Source organism: Staphylococcus sp. GDY8P72P, assembly GCF_016890655.1.
GTDB classification, from domain to species: Bacteria; Bacillota; Bacilli; order Staphylococcales; family Staphylococcaceae; genus Staphylococcus; species Staphylococcus arlettae.
In genome coordinates this window covers 59852-78244 of record NZ_JAFEQJ010000008.1, presented here as the reverse complement: position 1 = coordinate 78244, position 18393 = coordinate 59852, and the positions used below count along the sequence as shown (strand labels likewise).

The 18393-nt window shown below is 33.3% G+C and carries 20 protein-coding genes and 1 pseudogene; 6 read left to right on the top strand and 15 right to left on the bottom strand.

Features of this window, described 5'->3' with window-relative positions; all coding sequences use genetic code 11:
* Positions 1-145 precede the first annotated feature (145 nt).
* Entirely contained in the window at positions 146-283 is a 138-nt protein-coding gene (locus JVU85_RS04125) for a hypothetical protein (RefSeq protein WP_021459086.1), read from the top strand.
* Between the two features lie 73 nt (positions 284-356).
* Here the strand turns inward: JVU85_RS04125 and JVU85_RS04120 are convergent, their stop codons facing one another.
* The 3 genes from JVU85_RS04120 to JVU85_RS04110 form a co-directional block, all read right to left on the bottom strand.
* Complete coding sequence (locus JVU85_RS04120; RefSeq protein WP_021459085.1) at positions 357-524, bottom strand: hypothetical protein; 168 nt, start codon at positions 522-524, stop codon at positions 357-359.
* A 30-nt stretch (positions 525-554) separates the two neighbouring features.
* A complete protein-coding gene (locus tag JVU85_RS04115; RefSeq protein ID WP_021459084.1) occupies positions 555-785 on the bottom strand; it encodes an SHOCT domain-containing protein in 231 nt (76 codons plus the stop codon).
* Between the two features lie 289 nt (positions 786-1074).
* Positions 1075-2016, bottom strand: coding sequence for a hypothetical protein (locus JVU85_RS04110; protein WP_239441163.1), 942 nt, complete (start codon positions 2014-2016; stop codon positions 1075-1077).
* Between the two features lie 144 nt (positions 2017-2160).
* Here JVU85_RS04110 and JVU85_RS04105 point away from each other — a divergent pair, with 144 nt between their 5' ends.
* Positions 2161-2835 (top strand): IS6 family transposase, encoded by a 675-nt coding sequence (locus JVU85_RS04105; protein ID WP_002512555.1) that lies wholly within the window; start codon positions 2161-2163, stop codon positions 2833-2835.
* Between the two features lie 56 nt (positions 2836-2891).
* Here JVU85_RS04105 and JVU85_RS13920 read toward each other — a convergent pair.
* The 7 genes and pseudogenes from JVU85_RS13920 to merR all read right to left on the bottom strand — a co-directional run.
* Positions 2892-3026: pseudogene (locus JVU85_RS13920) on the bottom strand (YnfA family protein); the annotation flags it as partial.
* 324 nt (positions 3027-3350) lie between these two features.
* A complete protein-coding gene (locus tag JVU85_RS04095; RefSeq protein WP_204172099.1) occupies positions 3351-4697 on the bottom strand; it encodes a dihydrolipoyl dehydrogenase family protein in 1347 nt (448 codons plus the stop codon).
* 125 nt (positions 4698-4822) lie between these two features.
* Positions 4823-6466: a mercury(II) reductase gene (merA, locus tag JVU85_RS04090; protein WP_204172098.1), complete on the bottom strand. Its 1644-nt coding sequence runs from the start codon at positions 6464-6466 to the stop codon at positions 4823-4825.
* Between the two features lie 19 nt (positions 6467-6485).
* A complete protein-coding gene (locus tag JVU85_RS04085) occupies positions 6486-7166 on the bottom strand; it encodes a cytochrome c biogenesis CcdA family protein (RefSeq protein WP_021459891.1) in 681 nt (226 codons plus the stop codon).
* Positions 7163-7525 (bottom strand): TlpA family protein disulfide reductase, encoded by a 363-nt coding sequence (locus tag JVU85_RS04080; RefSeq protein ID WP_348635048.1) that lies wholly within the window; start codon positions 7523-7525, stop codon positions 7163-7165. Before JVU85_RS04080 ends, JVU85_RS04085 begins: the two co-directional genes overlap by 4 nt.
* 117 nt (positions 7526-7642) lie before the next feature.
* Positions 7643-7927 (bottom strand): hypothetical protein, encoded by a 285-nt coding sequence (locus JVU85_RS04075; protein ID WP_002510753.1) that lies wholly within the window; start codon positions 7925-7927, stop codon positions 7643-7645.
* A gap of 27 nt (positions 7928-7954) precedes the next feature.
* Positions 7955-8353: an Hg(II)-responsive transcriptional regulator gene (gene merR, locus JVU85_RS04070; protein ID WP_002510754.1), complete on the bottom strand. Its 399-nt coding sequence runs from the start codon at positions 8351-8353 to the stop codon at positions 7955-7957.
* Between the two features lie 235 nt (positions 8354-8588).
* Between merR and copB the strand changes: the two genes are divergently transcribed.
* The 4 genes from copB to JVU85_RS04050 all read left to right on the top strand — a co-directional run bounded on the left by copB (position 8589) and on the right by JVU85_RS04050 (position 13607).
* Positions 8589-10634 carry a copper-translocating P-type ATPase CopB gene (gene copB / locus JVU85_RS04065; protein ID WP_019169200.1) on the top strand — a complete coding sequence of 682 codons (2046 nt, stop codon included), beginning with the start codon at positions 8589-8591 and terminating at the stop codon, positions 10632-10634.
* Positions 10635-10648: 14 nt separating this feature from the next.
* The gene (gene mco / locus JVU85_RS04060) at positions 10649-12082 is read left to right on the top strand and encodes a multi-copper oxidase Mco (RefSeq protein WP_000277153.1); all 1434 of its coding nucleotides are present in this window, start codon (positions 10649-10651) and stop codon (positions 12080-12082) included.
* 19 nt (positions 12083-12101) lie between these two features.
* A complete protein-coding gene (locus JVU85_RS04055) occupies positions 12102-12647 on the top strand; it encodes a YdhK family protein (RefSeq protein WP_002510756.1) in 546 nt (181 codons plus the stop codon).
* Between the two features lie 456 nt (positions 12648-13103).
* Positions 13104-13607, top strand: a complete 504-nt coding sequence (locus JVU85_RS04050) for a recombinase family protein (protein ID WP_204172097.1) — start codon at positions 13104-13106, stop codon at positions 13605-13607.
* Positions 13608-13742: 135 nt separating this feature from the next.
* Here JVU85_RS04050 and JVU85_RS04045 read toward each other — a convergent pair whose 3' ends face one another.
* The 5 genes from JVU85_RS04045 to JVU85_RS04025 all read right to left on the bottom strand — a co-directional run bounded on the left by JVU85_RS04045 (position 13743) and on the right by JVU85_RS04025 (position 18160).
* The gene (locus JVU85_RS04045) at positions 13743-14780 is read right to left on the bottom strand and encodes a 2,3-butanediol dehydrogenase (RefSeq protein WP_204172096.1); all 1038 of its coding nucleotides are present in this window, start codon (positions 14778-14780) and stop codon (positions 13743-13745) included.
* Positions 14781-14906: 126 nt separating this feature from the next.
* Positions 14907-15509: a Cap15 family cyclic dinucleotide receptor domain-containing protein gene (locus tag JVU85_RS04040; protein ID WP_021459890.1), complete on the bottom strand. Its 603-nt coding sequence runs from the start codon at positions 15507-15509 to the stop codon at positions 14907-14909.
* A 3-nt stretch (positions 15510-15512) separates the two neighbouring features.
* Entirely contained in the window at positions 15513-16415 is a 903-nt protein-coding gene (locus tag JVU85_RS04035; protein ID WP_021459889.1) for a nucleotidyltransferase domain-containing protein, read from the bottom strand.
* 204 nt (positions 16416-16619) lie between these two features.
* Positions 16620-16712, bottom strand: coding sequence for a type I toxin-antitoxin system Fst family toxin (locus JVU85_RS14045; protein WP_021459888.1), 93 nt, complete (start codon positions 16710-16712; stop codon positions 16620-16622).
* Positions 16713-17593: 881 nt separating this feature from the next.
* On the bottom strand, positions 17594-18160 hold the full coding sequence (locus JVU85_RS04025) for a GNAT family N-acetyltransferase (protein WP_021459886.1): 567 nt from the start codon (positions 18158-18160) through the stop codon (positions 17594-17596).
* Positions 18161-18393: the final 233 nt, after the last annotated feature.

The window sequence follows — 18393 nt, the reverse complement described above, 5'->3', positions numbered from 1 at the left end:
CGTACTATTTAAAAATGTACGTTGTCTTTCTCATTTATTAGATAAAAATATTCTCATATATCAAGTGAAGTGACAATCAGACTTAATGCAACAATTAAATGTAATCTTTTGACCTTACCCTTATTACTACATGGGACGTTCTGAAATGAACATGCCCGAAATGAATATGGAGCAAATGCAGCAGATGCAACAAATGATGATGGAACATATGGAAACAACAAAACAAATTAAACAAAAACTAGGCTACTTATCCCCTGTAAAATACAGAGAATTAGCAGCCTAGAACATAGTGTTTTTATTAAGTTCCCATTTTAAGGGTTCAGTGCCTTGTAGTTATTGTGTTTTTATATACTTTACTACTTATTTTCTTTGTTATCATCAAAGGACTGCATGAAGTTCGTGCATGCATTTATCATATTATCCATTCTCTGGTCATAATCAGAACCTTGGGCAAAACCAGTTTGTCCAATGACGATTAAACCAGCTAGTACAAACGACAGCACTAAAGGTAACTTCTTTTTCATCGCTTATTTCCCCTTTCATTCAAAGTATCCCTAATCTTTTTTTAACACTTTCTTTAATTTTTCATATTCATCTTCATTAATTTCCCCTTGGGCCAGCCTTTCCTTTAAAATTTGTAAAGAATCATCTGATCTTACACCTTTTGGTTTTTCTGAAGCTTTTGCAATTAATATATATACACCATAAAATAACAAGCCAAGAATGATAATCCAAAAAATCATGCCAATGCCCCCCATTCCGCCCATCATATTTCCTATACCCATACAATTTGTCAGTCCTTTCCTTCTTTCTTGTTTTACAATTATACCATATGGGGGTATTAGTATCCAAAAAAAGTGTTTTTAATATTAGTAGGGGTAGCGTCAGGAAAATGCGGATTTACAACGTTAAGGAAATCCAAATTTAAAAAAGCCTAATTTCGCGGTGTTGTAAGTGAGAAATTAGGCTTTAGTTACTTCATTAAAGCCCCCTATTATTGAATAGGAATTGATCGTTAATTTATAAAACAAGGGTGAATCCACCCTTGTTTTATATTACCTAATCCTGTCTCTTTTATATTTGCATTACCTTTCCACTTCGCTTCATTTCTAGCTTTTTATACGCTAAAACTGAACCAAACAGAAATACACATATAATTAATGAACCTAACGGCAACAACGCTACGATTTTATCTGGAAAGATAAACGGGAGCAGTGGAAAAGCGTACACAGCCGGGATACGGACACCAACAATATGCAATAGAATGTACATTAAAATCATATTTATCAGCGTTATCAATATCCACGAGTCAAGAGCGAAGTATAACATCGTACCAACAGTCGCAGAGATGGTCAATACAAGACTTTGCTTAAAAGCTACTTTCCCATTGTACTTAGGCTTCTGAAGTGATTCATAAACAACGACAAGGATCGGCGGAATAGCTGCTAGTTGGGGATAGTCAACGGCCCAAGTTAAACCAATCCAGACGAAATTCAACATTAAAAACACGACTATGTACTTGTACTGTATCTTCACTTTCTTTTCAAGCCCGTTATTTAATCTAAATAGCAGAACCCCTAGCATCAATATAAAAGTAAGAATGAAAGTCGATATAATAAATGACCATCCGTCTACATCTATCACCACTGGTAGTAATCCTGTTGCAATAGATGGTGCCAGGTTCGATCGAATTAGACGCAATAAGAGCATCGAAAGTACAAGTGTGATACCTACTTTTCCTACATAAAAAATTGGTAATAGATTGACCATAAATCCAATGACAGCAGTTAGGGATGGGGCAAAAAGAATCTTCGATGGTTGCCTGATCCATCCGGCTTCCCGATATACCCACATGGCAATCGCCATTGCAGCAAGTTCCGGCAAAATAATTTGGTGATTATCCAATATCACCGAAGCCGTTATCATGGCAATAATAAATGTAATGGCAATGATATATGAAATAATTGTTACATTCTTCGAAACCGCCGTATTCACGGACAACTCTCCTTTTTGCATAAGAAAGCAAGGGTAAGAATTTCACCCTTGCCATTCGTTATTTATTGGCCTAATCCTACTGCTTTTAATGCTTCGGTGTCGATGCCGGGTTCTGTTGCAAAGTTAATTTTATAGTATAATTTTAACAAAAAAGGAGCGTTCTCTATGAATTATTTTAGATATAAGCAATTTAATAAAGATGTAATAACTGTAGCCGTTGGCTATTACTTAAGATACGCGCTTAGTTATCGTGATATATCTGAAATACTAAGAGAACGCGGCGTTAACGTTCATCATTCAACGATCTACCGTTGGGTTCAAGAATATGCTCCTATTTTGTATCAAATTTGGAAGAAAAAGCATAAAAAAGCTTATTATAAATGGCGCGTTGATGAGACATACATTAAAATAAAAGGAAAATGGTGCTATTTATATCGTGCCATTGATGCAGATGGTCATACATTGGATATTTGGTTACGTAAGAAACGAGATAATCATTCAGCATATGCGTTTATTAAGCGACTTATTAAACAATTTGGTAAACCTCAAATGATAATTACAGACCAGGCACCTTCGACGAAGGTGGCAATGTCTAAGTTGATTAAAGATTTTAAACTTAATCCCGACTGTCATTGTACATCTAAATATCTTAATAACCTCATTGAGCAGGATCACCGTCATATTAAAGTGAGAAAGACGAGATATCAAAGCGTCAATACGGCAAAGAATACACTCAAAGGTATTGAATGTATTTATGGTCTATATAAAAAGAACCGTAGGTCTCTTCAGATCTACGGATTTTCGCCGTGCTACGAAATTAATCACATGTTGGCCAGTTAAGGGAATACTACCATGTTAAAATGATAATTAGTTATATTTTTTCTGACTTTGCAACAGAACCAAACTATGGCTATTCCCCCAAAGATCCCCAAATAAAGTGGCTTCCCTTCTCTGAGACATAACCAAATTAGATAACCACCACCAATTTCAGCTAATCCTGCAACAATGAATACTACAATTGTATAAATCATAAAGCACTCCTTGAACATTTAATCAATATAGCAATTATAACGTATCCTTTTTGAACTATGATAATTATTTCAAGCATAGAGTGATTAACAACAGTTTGGAGGGATAGTATTGAACGAGGATTTTATATATGCAAATCAAATACTTAATAGTCGAGGTACCGTCGGAAAAATACGGACGTTAAGGATTTTGAAAGATAAAAAAGCTTAATTCCTCCGTATTTTTAGTGAGAAATTAAGCTTTTGATTTTCAACAATCGCCCTTTTCTGAATAAGCGTGTACAAGAGATAATGGAAAAATCATGCTGGAAAAACATATGATAAAAATTACAACATGTGTGCAATGTCTGAAGCTACTGTTGGATAGGCAAATATCATTTGTTTCAATTCTTTGGTTGAAATCCCAAAACGAATGGCTGTTGCAAAATGATTAATCAGTTCATCGGCTTCATTACTAATCAAATGAGCACCAACAATTTGATCATGATCTTCGTCAATCAGCACTTTAAACGCAGCAAAGTCCTCATTTGTCCGTTTATACGTAAACCAGTCGGAGATGTTTTTCTGCTTTACTTTAATATTCCGGCCAGAGTTTTTGGCTTCCTCCTTGCTCATACCTACCGATGCCATTTTAGGTACGGTAAATACAGCAGATGGAATCACGGGATATTCAATTTTTTTGCTGTTCCCTTTCAATAAATTAGATGCTACGACATGAGAATCTGCACTGGCTACAGGTGTGAGGGGCAAGCCATCCGTTGCTGCAGCATCTCCAGCTGCATAGACATTCGGGTTACTTACACTTTGCAAATACTCATTAACATGGACACCATGTTTTTTCCTTTCTATATTCCCTTTTTCAAGATTCATATCTAAGGCAGGGACCCGTCCAGCACCATGAATAACAATGTCTGCTTCAAACCGCGTTATATCCTCTTTTTTTCGAGCGTACACATGAAACTTTCCTTGTTCTTTTTCAATGGATTCAACGGAATGTTGAAGATGTACCTGTATGCCAATCTCTTTCGACTTTTCTAAAAGGATATCTACAAGATCTATATCAAAATTCTCCAAAGGTCTTTGACCTCGATGGATAATATGAACTTCTGATCCAGCACGTGCCGCGATATGAGCAAATTCAAACGAAATATACCCACCACCAACAAAGACGATTCTTTGTGGTAATTCATCCAACTCCAAAAACTCATCACTATAAGTAAGATGTTCTTCTCCTTCTATGGGTAAAGGGGTAGGTTTCGCACCACTAGCGATCAAGAAATGACTCCCCTCGAGCACTTCTTTATTCACTTCAAGTTTGTCCTCACTCACGAAAGATGCATTGCCATGATACGTATCGATTCCCTGTTTATTCAATGCTTCCTCTTTTTTTTCCGGGACATCATCTGTAAAGGTTCTTTTAAAATTCATAAGATCTTTCCAGTTGATGGAGACTTCAGACGGTACTCCATTCTTAACCATCCGTTTGTTCCAATCAATAAGCTCGGCAGCACCATGTAGAACCTTTTTTGGGTCACATCCACGTAGTGCACACGTGCCTCCAAACGGCCTGTCATCTACCATAGCTACATTCCAGCCGGCTTTATTACATTTTGCTGCTGTGATTGAACCCGCAGAACCTGTACCAATCACAATAAGATCGTATTTCTTTATCATCATTAACCTCCTCGCAGAATTGACTCTATAATACGTTTGCCTTATTTCTATCTAATGAAACCGCGTACCTTGTCCAAGGTTGAAAGAATCCACCGTCTTAACCAAACGGTGGATTCATTGTGTTGTTATCCCGCACAACAAGATAATTTTGAAACATCTTTATCAAACGTCAGGGCAGCTAATTTCAATCCTTCTGCCATTGTTAAATATGGTGCAAGGATTTCTTTTAAATCATCTACGGTTAAACCAAACTTAACGGCTAAAGTCGCTGCATAAATCACTTCACCTGCATTTTCAGATACAACATGAACCCCTAACATTTTCAATGTTTTCGAATCAGCAATAAGCTTAAAAACACCTGTTGTTTCATGATTTACTATCGCTCTTGGAACAGCATCTAAAGGCAATACGGAGGTTTTGACCTCATAGCCTTTTTCTTTTGCTTGTTCTTCTGTTAAGCCTACTGTTGCTACCCCTGGATTTGTAAATGTCACGCCGGGAACCACTGATAAATCTAGTTTTTTATTTAATCCACCGATTGCATTATCGGCAACAATTCCACCTTCATATGCTGCTAGATAGACAAATTGAGGCCCTAATGTAACATCTCCTGCCGCATAAATCTTTTCATTACTTGTTCTAGCATAATCATTTATCAGTATTTCTTTTCGTTTTCCGACTTTAACCCCAGCTGCATTTAAATTCAACGTATCCGTATTTGGTTTTCTTCCTGTTGCAACAAGCAGCTGCTCTGATTCAATCACTTTTTTCTTGCCATCTACTGTAACATGAACCTTCTTTATCTCTCCAGATTGTTCTACACGCTCAAAAGATGCCCCTTTTACAAGGTTTATTCCTTGTTCAATTAAAGCTTTTTCTACTACTTCAGAAATCTCTGGGTCATACTCTTTTAACAGTCGCTCACTTCTTTGCATAAGCGTTACTTCTGAACCTAAGTTATGAAACAATTGGCCAAGCTCCATTCCGATATATCCTGAACCGATCACCGTTAATCGTTTAGGTACATTTTTTATTTCAAGGAGCGTTGTACTTGTTAAATACTCCACTTCTTCAAGTCCTGAAATCGGCGGGAGAGAAGGAGATGCACCCGTTGCAATTAAAAAGCGTTTTGCGGAAAGTTTCTCCCCATTGACTTCAACCGTCTGTTCATCAGTAAATTTTGCTTCACCTACAATTAAGTCAATTCCATATTCATCAATTAGATCCACATATTTTTGATTGCGAAGCTCACTCACTAATTCATCTTTTTGCTTGATTAAGGGTGCTAATTCCACTTCTCCAGCAGATGTTTGTAATCCCGTAAATGGATTTACTTTTGCTAAATGATTAATTTCTCCAGCCCTAAGAAGTGTTTTTGATGGAACACAGCCAATGTTTACACATGTTCCGCCAACGGTTCCACGCTCAATCATGGCTACTTTTGCCCCGTATTCAATCGCTTTGATCGCAGCTGAAAAAGCCGAACCACCGGAACCAATGATAAGTAAGTCATAATCGCCTTCATTACCTAACACCACATTTTCTTGTGATGATATTTCTTCTATTTCTCCAGGTTGATATTTCGCCTCATCAATAGCCTTTTTTGCACTTTCAATCCCAATATCATCGGGTAATTCAAATAATACTTCACCGTGACGAAAACTAGCTTCTACATTCTTGGCACCAATATTTTCAAGTGCAACTGCTACATGTTCTTCACAACCCATACAAGTCATGCCACTAACTTTCATACTGATTTTCTTAGTCATTTTTTAACACTCCTTTTAATTATCGAAATATGCCACCCGGACCAATCCCCCAATAATAAGAAATATAAATTCCTGAAATTAAAATAACAATGGAGGAAATAAATTGGATCATTGCCATATTTTTAGAAAGTAATTGTTGGACATATCTTTTTGAAATCAAAGAAACAATGGTTATGGAAGTAACGACAACACCCATACCGATTGAGTACACAATAAATTTAAGTATAACCATCAATAACGAATTATCTTGCATAGATTCAGTGAGTACAAATAAAAAGGCTGGCAACGTACAACTTAATGATGTGATTCCATAAGCAATACCATAGAAATAAACTGATCGTTTACCCTGTTTAATATTAACTCTTAAAGGTAGAGAAACTTTTTTTCCAAGCAACATCCCTAGTCCCAAAAGAAAGATAAGTACGCCCATTAGAAATGACCAAATTGGAAAAACATTGATTAAAGCTCTACCTAATAACGATAATAGAAAACCGGCTATCACAAAAATAGTTAGAAATCCCAACGTCATAGACAATCCTAACCATAGCCCCTTTGAGATTGTCCTTATTAAGGAACGCCTTGTTTCAACCTCTCCTTCACCAATTAAATAACTAATATATGAAGGCAACATAACAATCCCGCAAGGATTAAACGCAGCAACTATTCCTGCTGAAAAAATAAATATAAAGGGAAACGTCATGAACTACTCACTCCAATACGTGTTAGTTCCTTTTGTAAATCATCGAAGGAAGGGTTAACCGCGTGATATATAACTTCTTGATTGCTATCTATTAAAAAAACTTCTTCCAATTGTTTTACTTTATACTTTTTAGTGAGTTCATATTCTTTATCGATTAAATGTGTCCATTCTCCACCATATTGACGTTGGAAATCCTTTAAATCTTGTTCTGTATCTTGTAGGGGATCCATATCAACAGTTATAAGTTGAACATTGTTCCCATATTTATTATGAATCTGTTTAAATACCTTTTCCCCTGCTACACAAGTCGGACACCAAGATGCCATGAAATAAATGAGTGTTGGCTTCTCGGAACTTATTGGTTGTGTTTTTTCATTGTTTATCGTGTTGGTTCCATTGGATATTCCACATGCTGAGAGGCTTACAATAATGAGAGCTGATAATAAAATCTTTTAAAGAACAATATTGATTTCAAATCACTCCCCCCCTTTTTCTTCTGTTTCACTGAATTTAGAATGGCAACAATCCGACTGACATGTATTACGACTACCTCTTCTTTTTACCAACATAATCAGTCCGACAATTAACAAAACAGCACCAAATATCCAAACTTGTTTTCCTATTAAGAAAGCACCCATAGAACTCAATCCAATTGCAATTAAAAGGATTGGTAAAGCGCAACATAGAACCAACAATGCTGGTATTCCTAAAAACAATAATTTATCATTATCCTTTACATTTTTTCGCTTTTGTACAGTCAATTTACATCACCTGCTAAAAAGTTGATTTTAACCCTCAAACATTTTCTCAATAATAGGGCAAGAATATAAATATTCTTCATTCGGACAACATTCTTTTAAATCATTCAACATATTCTCAACACGCATTAAATCTCTAATTTGTTGTTGTACTTCATCAACTTTTTGAGAAACGAACTCATATATATCCGAACACCGCACATCATCCTTATCTACAACACCAAGCAACTTGTGGATTTCACTTAAAGAAAAACCAAGCTCTTGCATCCGTTTAATAAACCATACACGCTTAACATCATCATCTGAATATATCCGATAACCAGCTTTCGTTCGGGAAGGTTCTTGTAATAAATTTTTTTGTTCGTAATATCTAATCGTCTCTTTATTTACCCCACATTTTTCTGCAAATGCAGTAATACGATAACTCACATAGTTCACCTCTAAATAATAATAAACCGCGTACCATAGTACGCGGTCAAGTATAATACATTTTTCTTCTTCAAGTGTCTTGCTTGTACTTTAAGGGAGCCTATCAACTCCACTTGGTTATTATTGTGATCTACTCAAACATTATAGTCAAATGGTATATACCCCTATACCGTATATGTTATACTCAAATTGTCTTATTACTATCTTTAAAAATATAAAATTAGGAGGTTTAATTTTGTCGAATAACAAAAAACACCAAAATCATGAGCATCATAGTCATCAAGAACATGAAAATCACACTAGTCATGGTAATCATGAACATCACCATCATGGAAATTTTAAAAGTAAATTCTTTATTTCTTTGATTTTTGCGATACCGATTATTATTTTATCGCCCATGATGGGAGTTAAATTACCGTTTCAAATTTCATTTACAGGGTCAGATTGGATTGTATTAATTCTTGCTACAATTTTATTCTTTTACGGAGGAAAGCCATTTTTATCAGGGGCTAAAGATGAAATTTCAACTAAAAAACCTGGAATGATGACGCTTGTTGCTCTAGGTATTTCAGTAGCTTATATTTATAGTTTATACGCCTTTTATATGAATAACTTCAGTGGTTCATCCACACATACAATGGACTTTTTCTGGGAATTAGCGACTTTAATTTTAATCATGTTATTAGGTCATTGGATTGAAATGAACGCAGTAGGTAATGCAGGCAATGCACTGAAGAAAATGGCAGAACTTTTACCTAATACTGCAGTGAAGCTGATTGATAACAATCAACGAGAAGAAGTTAAAATATCAGATATTCATATTGACGATATTGTGGAAGTCAGAGCAGGCGAAAGTATACCCACAGACGGAATCATTGTTCAAGGAGAAACATCAATTGACGAATCATTAGTTACTGGCGAATCAAAAAAAGTTCATAAAACTCATAATGATGATGTTATTGGAGGTTCAATTAATGGTTCAGGTACAGTACAAGTTAAAGTGACTGCTACGGGTGAAAATGGCTACCTATCTCAAGTTATGGGTCTTGTTAACCAAGCTCAAAACGATAAGTCAAAAGCTGAACTCCTCTCTGATAAAGTCGCAGGTTATTTGTTTTACTTTGCAGTAAGTATTGGCCTGATTTCATTTATTGTATGGATGCTTATTCAAAACAACGTCGATTTCGCACTTGAACGGCTAGTAACCGTATTAGTCATTGCTTGTCCACATGCATTAGGCTTGGCAATACCTTTAGTTACAGCACGTTCTACCTCTATAGGCGCACATAATGGTTTAATCATTAAAAACAGAGAATCTGTAGAAATCGCACAACACATTGATTACATCATGATGGATAAAACTGGGACACTAACTGAAGGTAACTTTTCAGTGAATCACTATGAAAGTTTTACAGACGAGTTAAATAATGAAGAAATATTGAGTCTATTTGCTTCATTAGAAAGTAATTCTAATCATCCACTTGCCACTGGTATTGTTGATTTTGCTAAAGGCAAAAATATTTCATATGCTACTCCTCAAGAAGTTAATAATATTCCAGGTGTAGGCTTAGAAGGCACAGTTGATAATAAAAAACTCAAAATAGTGAATGTTTCTTATCTCGATAAAAGCAATTTTGATTATAATAAAGAACAATTTACGAATCTCGCTCAACAAGGGAATTCTATTAGTTATCTAATTCATGACCGACAAGTTATTGGTATTATCGCACAAGGCGATAAAATTAAAGAAAGTTCAAAACAAATGGTTTCGGATTTATTATCGAGAAACATTACGCCAGTCATGCTTACAGGCGATAATAAAGAAGTGGCACAAACAGTGGCTGAAGAATTAGGTATTAGTGATGTCCACGCGCAATTGATGCCCGAAGATAAAGAAAGTATTATCCAAGATTATCAAAGCAATGGTAGCAAAATCATGATGGTTGGTGATGGTATCAATGATGCGCCAAGCCTTATTAGAGCAGATATTGGTATGGCAATTGGCGCAGGGACAGATGTAGCTATTGAATCGGGGGATGTCATACTCGTTAAAAGTAATCCTTCTGATATTATCAATTTTTTGTCCCTTTCAAAAAATACGATGAAAAAAATGGTTCAAAATTTATGGTGGGGCGCAGGATATAACGTGATTGCAGTTCCTCTTGCAGCTGGTATATTAGCTTCTATTGGTTTAATATTATCACCTGCTGTGGGTGCAATACTTATGTCTTTAAGTACGATCATCGTAGCAATTAATGCATTTACATTAAAATTAAAATAAAAGAGGTAAATATAATGTATAAAAAAATGTTCACAATTTTAATTACGTTATTTTCTATAATGTTTATGGTTCCTAATGATACTTTTGCAGAAGGTAAGCACAACATGATGGACATGAAAGAAAATGATCAAAAGCGAAATGATATGATGGATATGAAAAGTCATGACGAAAGAAAAAATTTGAATTCTTCACAAGGAAAAAATGAAATAACATTTCCCAAAGTTTTAGATCCTAAAAAAGATAACAATGGTTATAAAAGTTATACATTAAAAGCGCAGAAAGGAAAGACAGAATTTTACAAAGGTAATTTCTCTAACACTTTAGGATACAATGGAAATTTACTTGGGCCAACTTTAAAATTAAAAAAAGGAGATAAGGTTAAAATTAAGTTAGTCAACAACTTAGATGAAAATACAACATTTCATTGGCATGGGTTAGAAATAGATGGAAAAGTGGATGGAGGCCCTTCTCAAGTTATAAAACCAGGAAAAGAAAAAACAATAAAATTTGAGGTTAAACAAGAGGCTGCTACATTATGGTATCATCCCCACCCCTCCCCAAATACAGCTAAACAAGTTTATAATGGTTTATCAGGGTTATTATATATAGAGGATGACAAAAAGAATAATTATCCTAGCAATTATGGGAAAAATGATTTGCCTATAATAATCCAAGATAAAACATTTGTATCTAAAAAATTAAATTATACAAAAACGAAAGATGAAGATGGTACTCAAGGTGATACAGTCCTTGTGAATGGGAAAGTAGATCCTAAATTAACAACAAAAGAAGGAAAAATACGTTTGAGACTTTTAAATGGCTCCAATGCTCGGGATTTAAATCTTAAGCTAAGTAATAATCAAAGTTTTGAATATATTGCTTCAGAAGGCGGCCATTTAGAAAAGACTAAAAAGTTAAAAGAAATTAATTTAGCTCCTTCAGCAAGAAAAGAAATAGTAATAGATTTATCTAAAATGAAAGAAGAAAAAGTCAATCTTGTTGATAATGATGAAACAGTAATTTTACCAATTATTAACAAAGAAAAAAGTACTAACAAAGACACTACTCCAAAAGTAGATAAAAAAATCAAATTAGAAGGTATGGACGATAATGTTACTATTAATGGCAAAAAATTCGATCCTAACAGAATAGATTTCACACAAAAGGTAAACCGTAAAGAAACTTGGGAAATTGAAAACGTCAAAGATAAAATGGGTGGTATGAAGCACCCGTTCCATATCCACGGAACGCAATTTAAAGTTTTATCAGTGGATGGGAAGAAACCTTCAGAAGATATGAGAGGCAAAAAAGACGTTATATCTCTGGAACCTGGACAAAAAGCCAAAATAGAAGTGGTTTTTAAAAATACTGGGACATACATGTTCCATTGTCACATACTTGAGCATGAAGATAATGGAATGATGGGACAAATAAAAGTAACAAAATAATTTATAAGGATAATTCAATATGATGAAAAAATTGAGCTCAATTATAGTAGCTTCAGGATTAGTATTATCAGCTTGTTCAACTGGTAACGAAGAAGAAGAAAATTCTAAAGATCAAAAACAAGAAAAACATATGAATCATAAGAGTGAAAGTAAAGCCCCAGATAATATGAAAAGTACAGATGACAGTAAATATAAAAAGGACGATAAAATAACAATTACAGCTGATCATATGCCTGGTATGAAAAATGCCAAAGGTACTGTGAAAGGTGCTTATAAAACGTATGCTTATGTCGTGAGTTACACACCTACAAATGGTGATGAAAAAGTTAATAATCACAAATGGGTCGTTAATGAGGAAGTTGCAGATGCCCCTGAAAATGGATTCAAGAAAGGTGATACAGTTAAATTAGAAGCTGACCATATGCCTGGTATGAAAGGTGCAGAAGCTCAAATTGATGATGTAGAAAAAACAACCGTTTATATGGTGGATTATAAATCAACAGAAAACGATGAGATGGTTAAAAATCATAAATGGATGACAACTGACGAACTAAAATCTCGTTAATGTCTATCATTTTAAAGCTTTAAAGTATTTAGTTAGTTATTCACAAATGCAATGAGAATCCCCTTTGTTAAATAGACAAGTAAACAAATAAAATTTATGGCCACTCTCATATCCACAATAATGAGAGTGGCCATTTGTTTAGAAAAATTAAATGATTTTAATGAAAATGAGGGGATCTTTTATAATTTATCAATGGAATTTCGAAAAATATAAAAAATGGAATAGTGAATGTATTGAGCTTTATCATTTATCAAGAAAAGTTATTCTAAATTAGCAGGTAAAGTCACATAGGAGGTTTTTCTTAGATATTTAAGTCTATAAACTTGTGCTATAATCAATGTATCATAAATATCAAAAATCATGAGTTTTTAGACGATGAGAGACGCGTTTATTTGCATCGAGAATTAGATTTCGTTAATAAGTACCCATAAAACGATTAAAAGAGGTGGTATTCAAATGGCTAAAATTGGTTATGCACGTGTATCAACACAAGATCAAAGTCTTGATGGACAGATTGATACACTTGAGGAATATGGTTGTGAACGTATCTTTAGCGAGAAAGCGAGTGGCCGTAAAACGAATAGAACAGAACTTGATAAATGCTTAGATTATTTACGTGAGGGAGATATTCTAGTGATTTATAAACTAGATCGTCTTGGACGTACAACGAAACAATTAATTGAGTTATCACAATGGTTAGATGAAAACAGCATTGATTTACATATTATAGATATGAACGTATCGACTAAAGATGCGATGGGCAAGATGTTCTTTACCATGATGAGTGCATTCGCTGAACTTGAAGCTAACTTATTAAGTGAACGAACAAAAAAAGGATTAGAAGCAGCACGAGCAAGAGGGCGAAAAGGCGGCAGACCTTCATTGCCTGACCATAAGAAAAGAGAAATTAAATTTCTATACGATGAACAAAAACTTACAGGCGAAGAGATTGCTAAATAAACAGGAGTGAGTCGTTCTACTGTATATAGAATAATAAAAATGAAGTAGTAAAAACAAATAATCACAGGAAGAAAACTAATGAAAGGAGAATCTCTAATTTGAAGATTCTCCTTTCATTAGTTTTTATAACCTATATTATAATTTAACGAGAATTTTTGCTTGTGATTTATCGTTTACAAGTTGTTCAAATCCTGACTCTACAATATCATTTAACTCAATTTCATCAGTAACGACGTCTTTTACTTTTAAATTACCTTCGTTAATTAAGTCTATTGTTTGTTGAAATGTAGTAGGTGTATAAGCAATCGTCGAAGTAAGTTTTACACCTGTATTCGTTAATTGCATTGGATTCCATTCAATAGGATGGCCGAATATAGAAACTATAACAACAATACCTCTTGCTTTAGTAACATCTATTGCAGATTTAAGTGTTGGCGCTACACCAGCTACCTCAAATGCTACATCAACGCCATTATCAGTGTATTTACTAATAATATCACTTGGGTTTGATTCACCAGAATTTATCGTATGAGTAGCACCTACTGATTTAGCTTTATTAAGTCGCTCTTCCGATAAATCGAAAACAAATATTTTGCTAGCACCAGCTGCTTTGGCTGCTATAGTTGTTAATAAACCGATTGGCCCTGCTCCAAAAATAGCAACAGTATCGCCAAATAGAACTTCGCCTTCTTTAATTGCTTGAACTGCAACAGCCGTCGGTTCTACAAGGGCGCCTTCTTTATCAGAAACATTATCTGGTAATTTATAAACATTCTCTTCTGGGGCGTTTGTAAATTCTGCAAATCCACCATCAGAACCTAAGCCTATAAATGAATAACCATCATAAAGGTCAATATTTTCTTCTTTTTCACGATTTGAAACTGTAGGATTAATAACAACACGATCGCCTTTGTTAAATTTTGTAACCTTAGAACCAATATCATCTACTATGCCTGCAAATTCGTGGCCTAATGTAACGGGCGCTTTTTGGCCAAGGAACGGGTCTGGTTTGTCTGTTGAAATAAATATAGGGCCTTCTAAGTATTCATGTAGATCTGTACCACAAATGCCAGCCCAAGACACTTTAACTTTAACCTCATTATCTTGTAACTCTTTAGATTTTCGATCTTCAACTCGTACATCCTTTTGACCATACCAAACTGCTGCTTTCATTGATAAAACCTCCTTGTTTTAGTTAATTTAATAGTATGCCTTTTAAAAATTACTTTCAAATAAACTAACCTTTTAATATAGTGTTTCTAAATTATTATATGATTAGAGTGTACTTATATAATACAATTATAATTTATCAACTTTTTCTAATTTCATTTTACCCCAATTTTTATTATTAGCAGGGTCATTAAAATAATTGCCTTCCATTGAATTTTCATCAATTTCTAAATTTGCATATCCTCGATGATTACTAGTTCCCATCTTATAATATTCTGGTTTTTTATCATTATAGTAAGAGTAAAGTAACTTAACTTCTTTACCTAAATTAACTTTTATTGAAGCTGTATTACTTGATGAATTAGAATGATTAAACTTCCCTTTAATACAAATTTTTGACCATGATTGTTCAATAACTAATGTAACTGGGAGATATTCTTTGAATCCATGATAAGAAGATTGAAATTGACCTTCCCATTTTCCATTTAAATTTGGAATTTTAATTATACCTAACTTATTAAGAATTTCCCATTTCCAAATAAATTTATCGAATAAAGAATATAAAATACCAAAAATACTTATTGCCGTAATAGATATAGTAATCTCAATATAAGGAATTTTGGTTATCAATAAATTTATAATCGTAGTTAATCCACTTGAAATAAAAATTGATATTACAGATAAGTAAAAGATAATTTTATTATTTTCTACATCAATACTATATTCATGCATTATTTAACACTCATCCCAAAATTTATTTACTTCAAAAATAAAATTACGTGCATCTTCTTCATTCCACTGTTCTTGAGTAGATCCAAATAAATTAATTTGATTATTTTGACATACAAACATTGGAAAGGAATCGACATTGCTAATCAACCAATTGAGAATATTTGCAACCCTAATAGAAGAATTCTCAATATTGAAATATCGATCTGGAACATTATACAATAAATTCTCTATAAAATAAGAAGAAGTTACTTTTGAGGTGATTTTTTTCTGTTCAAGTAATCTTTTTTTTATATTTTTAAATATTCTTACAGTTGGTTTATATTTATTATTTGTTCGATTATTTTTATCAACTCCAAAACTGTAATGCTTTTTCGGGTAATTAATAACAATATTATTTTCGTTAGTAGTATAAAATTGAATTCCAGGAATATACGTTCTCTCCTTTTCGTTATTTCCAAAATATTCATATTTCCGATGCTCAAAACACGGTATAACATCAGCTTCATAGTTTTCTGTAATTATTTTTATTGATTTATTACCAACTTTTACATTTGAACTACCAAAAGCATTTTTCAAAGTTTCTATCACATCATTTTTAAAATATCTCCAAGTATAAGTTGCATCATCAAATGTCTTATTATATATTTCTCGTTCATAAGTATCTAATTTTGAAATATTACTAAAAAAAGTAGCATTGCTTTGAACAACAATATCTACATCACTACTCCCTAATATATTCGTATTATTACGATATGATCCTTGAAGATATATATCCAGTTGATTTTTTTTCTTAATTTTCGACCTATCATTAGTAAGTACTTTCTCTATTCTTTCTCTTAAAATTTTAGGTGCTTTTGTAGCCCCTTGTTTTGACCAAGAATCCAATATTTCTTTATGTATAGTCATAAATATCTCCCAACTTCTTTATTATTATAAATATAGCACAAATACTAAATACAATAGACTTAAGTTTCTACTTAAAATAGAACTTTGCATTCCTCTACACTATGATGTTATAATACAATTAACGCATAGAAAGTCCATAGATATACACCGAGCCCCAACCTATTGCCGTAGGTTTGGGGCTCTTTATGTGATATGGATAGTCGCCTATTTATTGTGCTGATTTAGCCAATAGGTAAACCAAGCTACAATACATCCAGTTATCACAGGTGCAATAACCGTTACGAATAAAAAGTCCACAGATGCTCACCTCCTTCCATAGTAATTTCGCCTATGGAAGTTAAGGCGACTCTGTTATTATACCATCTGTATCTTTTGAAGCATATGCACTTCCGATAAGTTGCGTTATGTATACTGCAACGAATATGTACAACAAAATAAATATACTTATTCTTATCGCCTTAGCAGTCATTTTAGGTGTTGCAATTCATTACATAAGTGAATCTATTTTCAATCAAATAGAAAAATATCAAAATAAGTAATTTTATAAAGAAGGCGCATTAAAAGATTACTTTATGTATTACATTAACCACTACATGGTTGATTATAAGCATGTGTTACAATGTTATATATTTAAGGCACAAGAAGAAACTCGTTTCAAAAACCACAAAAGTGAGGTCAGTTTATGTTTCTCGAAAAATTAAAATGCAATAAATGTCAAAAAGAAATTAACAACAACGAAAACATCACAATATACACAAATACTAAAAATCTTAATGGAATAACAAATCTAAAAAGTTGGGCTAAACTCCAAAAAGTATTGTGCGAAGCATGCTCAAAATAAAAAATTGCTTTATTGACTTTGACCCTCAGAACCGTTAACTTCAATAAATTTTCATGGTAAAACCGTCCAACCATACCGGTTGAACGCTATAGTTCCTACAGGGGCAAAAATATATAAAAAAAACGCTAGCTTTTTAGCTAACGTCATTAATTTGCTTTTATAAAAACTTCTCTCAAAAACATAATTCTTCCTTAATCACCAATATGTCCTCTACCTCTTTTTACTGCTCTTCGAAAATAAATACCACCACGTAAATGAAGAAATCAAAAACGTTAACACATCAAAATTTCCCATATACCAAAAGGAGGCTTTTTAACACATATAATTAAAATATTAGTTACTCAGAAGAAATACTATTAAAATTTTGCCACTCTTCTCTTAGAATACCCATTTGTATGGCGTCATAGAATTCCCCTTTAACTACTCTTCCTCTACGTATACGAGCCTCTTCTATCATTCCAGATTTACTTGCTACTTTCATCATTCTAATATTACCAGACCATGTTGAAATACCTATTCTATTAGCATTTGTTGCTTTGAAAAGGTAGTCAATCCATTCTTTGAACACTTGAAAGCCAAAGCCTTGTTCCCAATTATTATTTTTGTATATTACAATACCACATTCTAGCCATTTAGATTTCTTATCTTTCCAATATGATGTGACTACACCTAAGAAGTCATTTTCATACTTTATTGCTAAGGTAGATAACGTATTTTTATAAAGATATTTATTTTCTCTATATTTATTTTTGAATTCAATAAATTTAATTTTTTCTTCTTCGATGTATGGTCCATTCCATTCTTTAGCTTTTTGTAAAGGCTCTAAATATTTCCAATAATAATAAATTTTTAAATCATCTTCATTTAACTCTTCTAGAAGTACTTTCTTATTTGTATTTTTCAACTTTAATCTACTCCTACATTATTCATAATTTATTGATAGTATATACTCTTTCTTGAATTAATTAAACATACTAAATTCTATTAGCTTAAGTGCCTGAAATATTAGTTGATGAGAAATATTTGATTTTGAAACGATTAAAAGACTCCTTATTGAAATAAGGGGTCTTTTAACATGTTTTCTGATAAAAATGAGTTATACTGTTTCAGGTGGTTTTTAATAAAACTAATTTAATG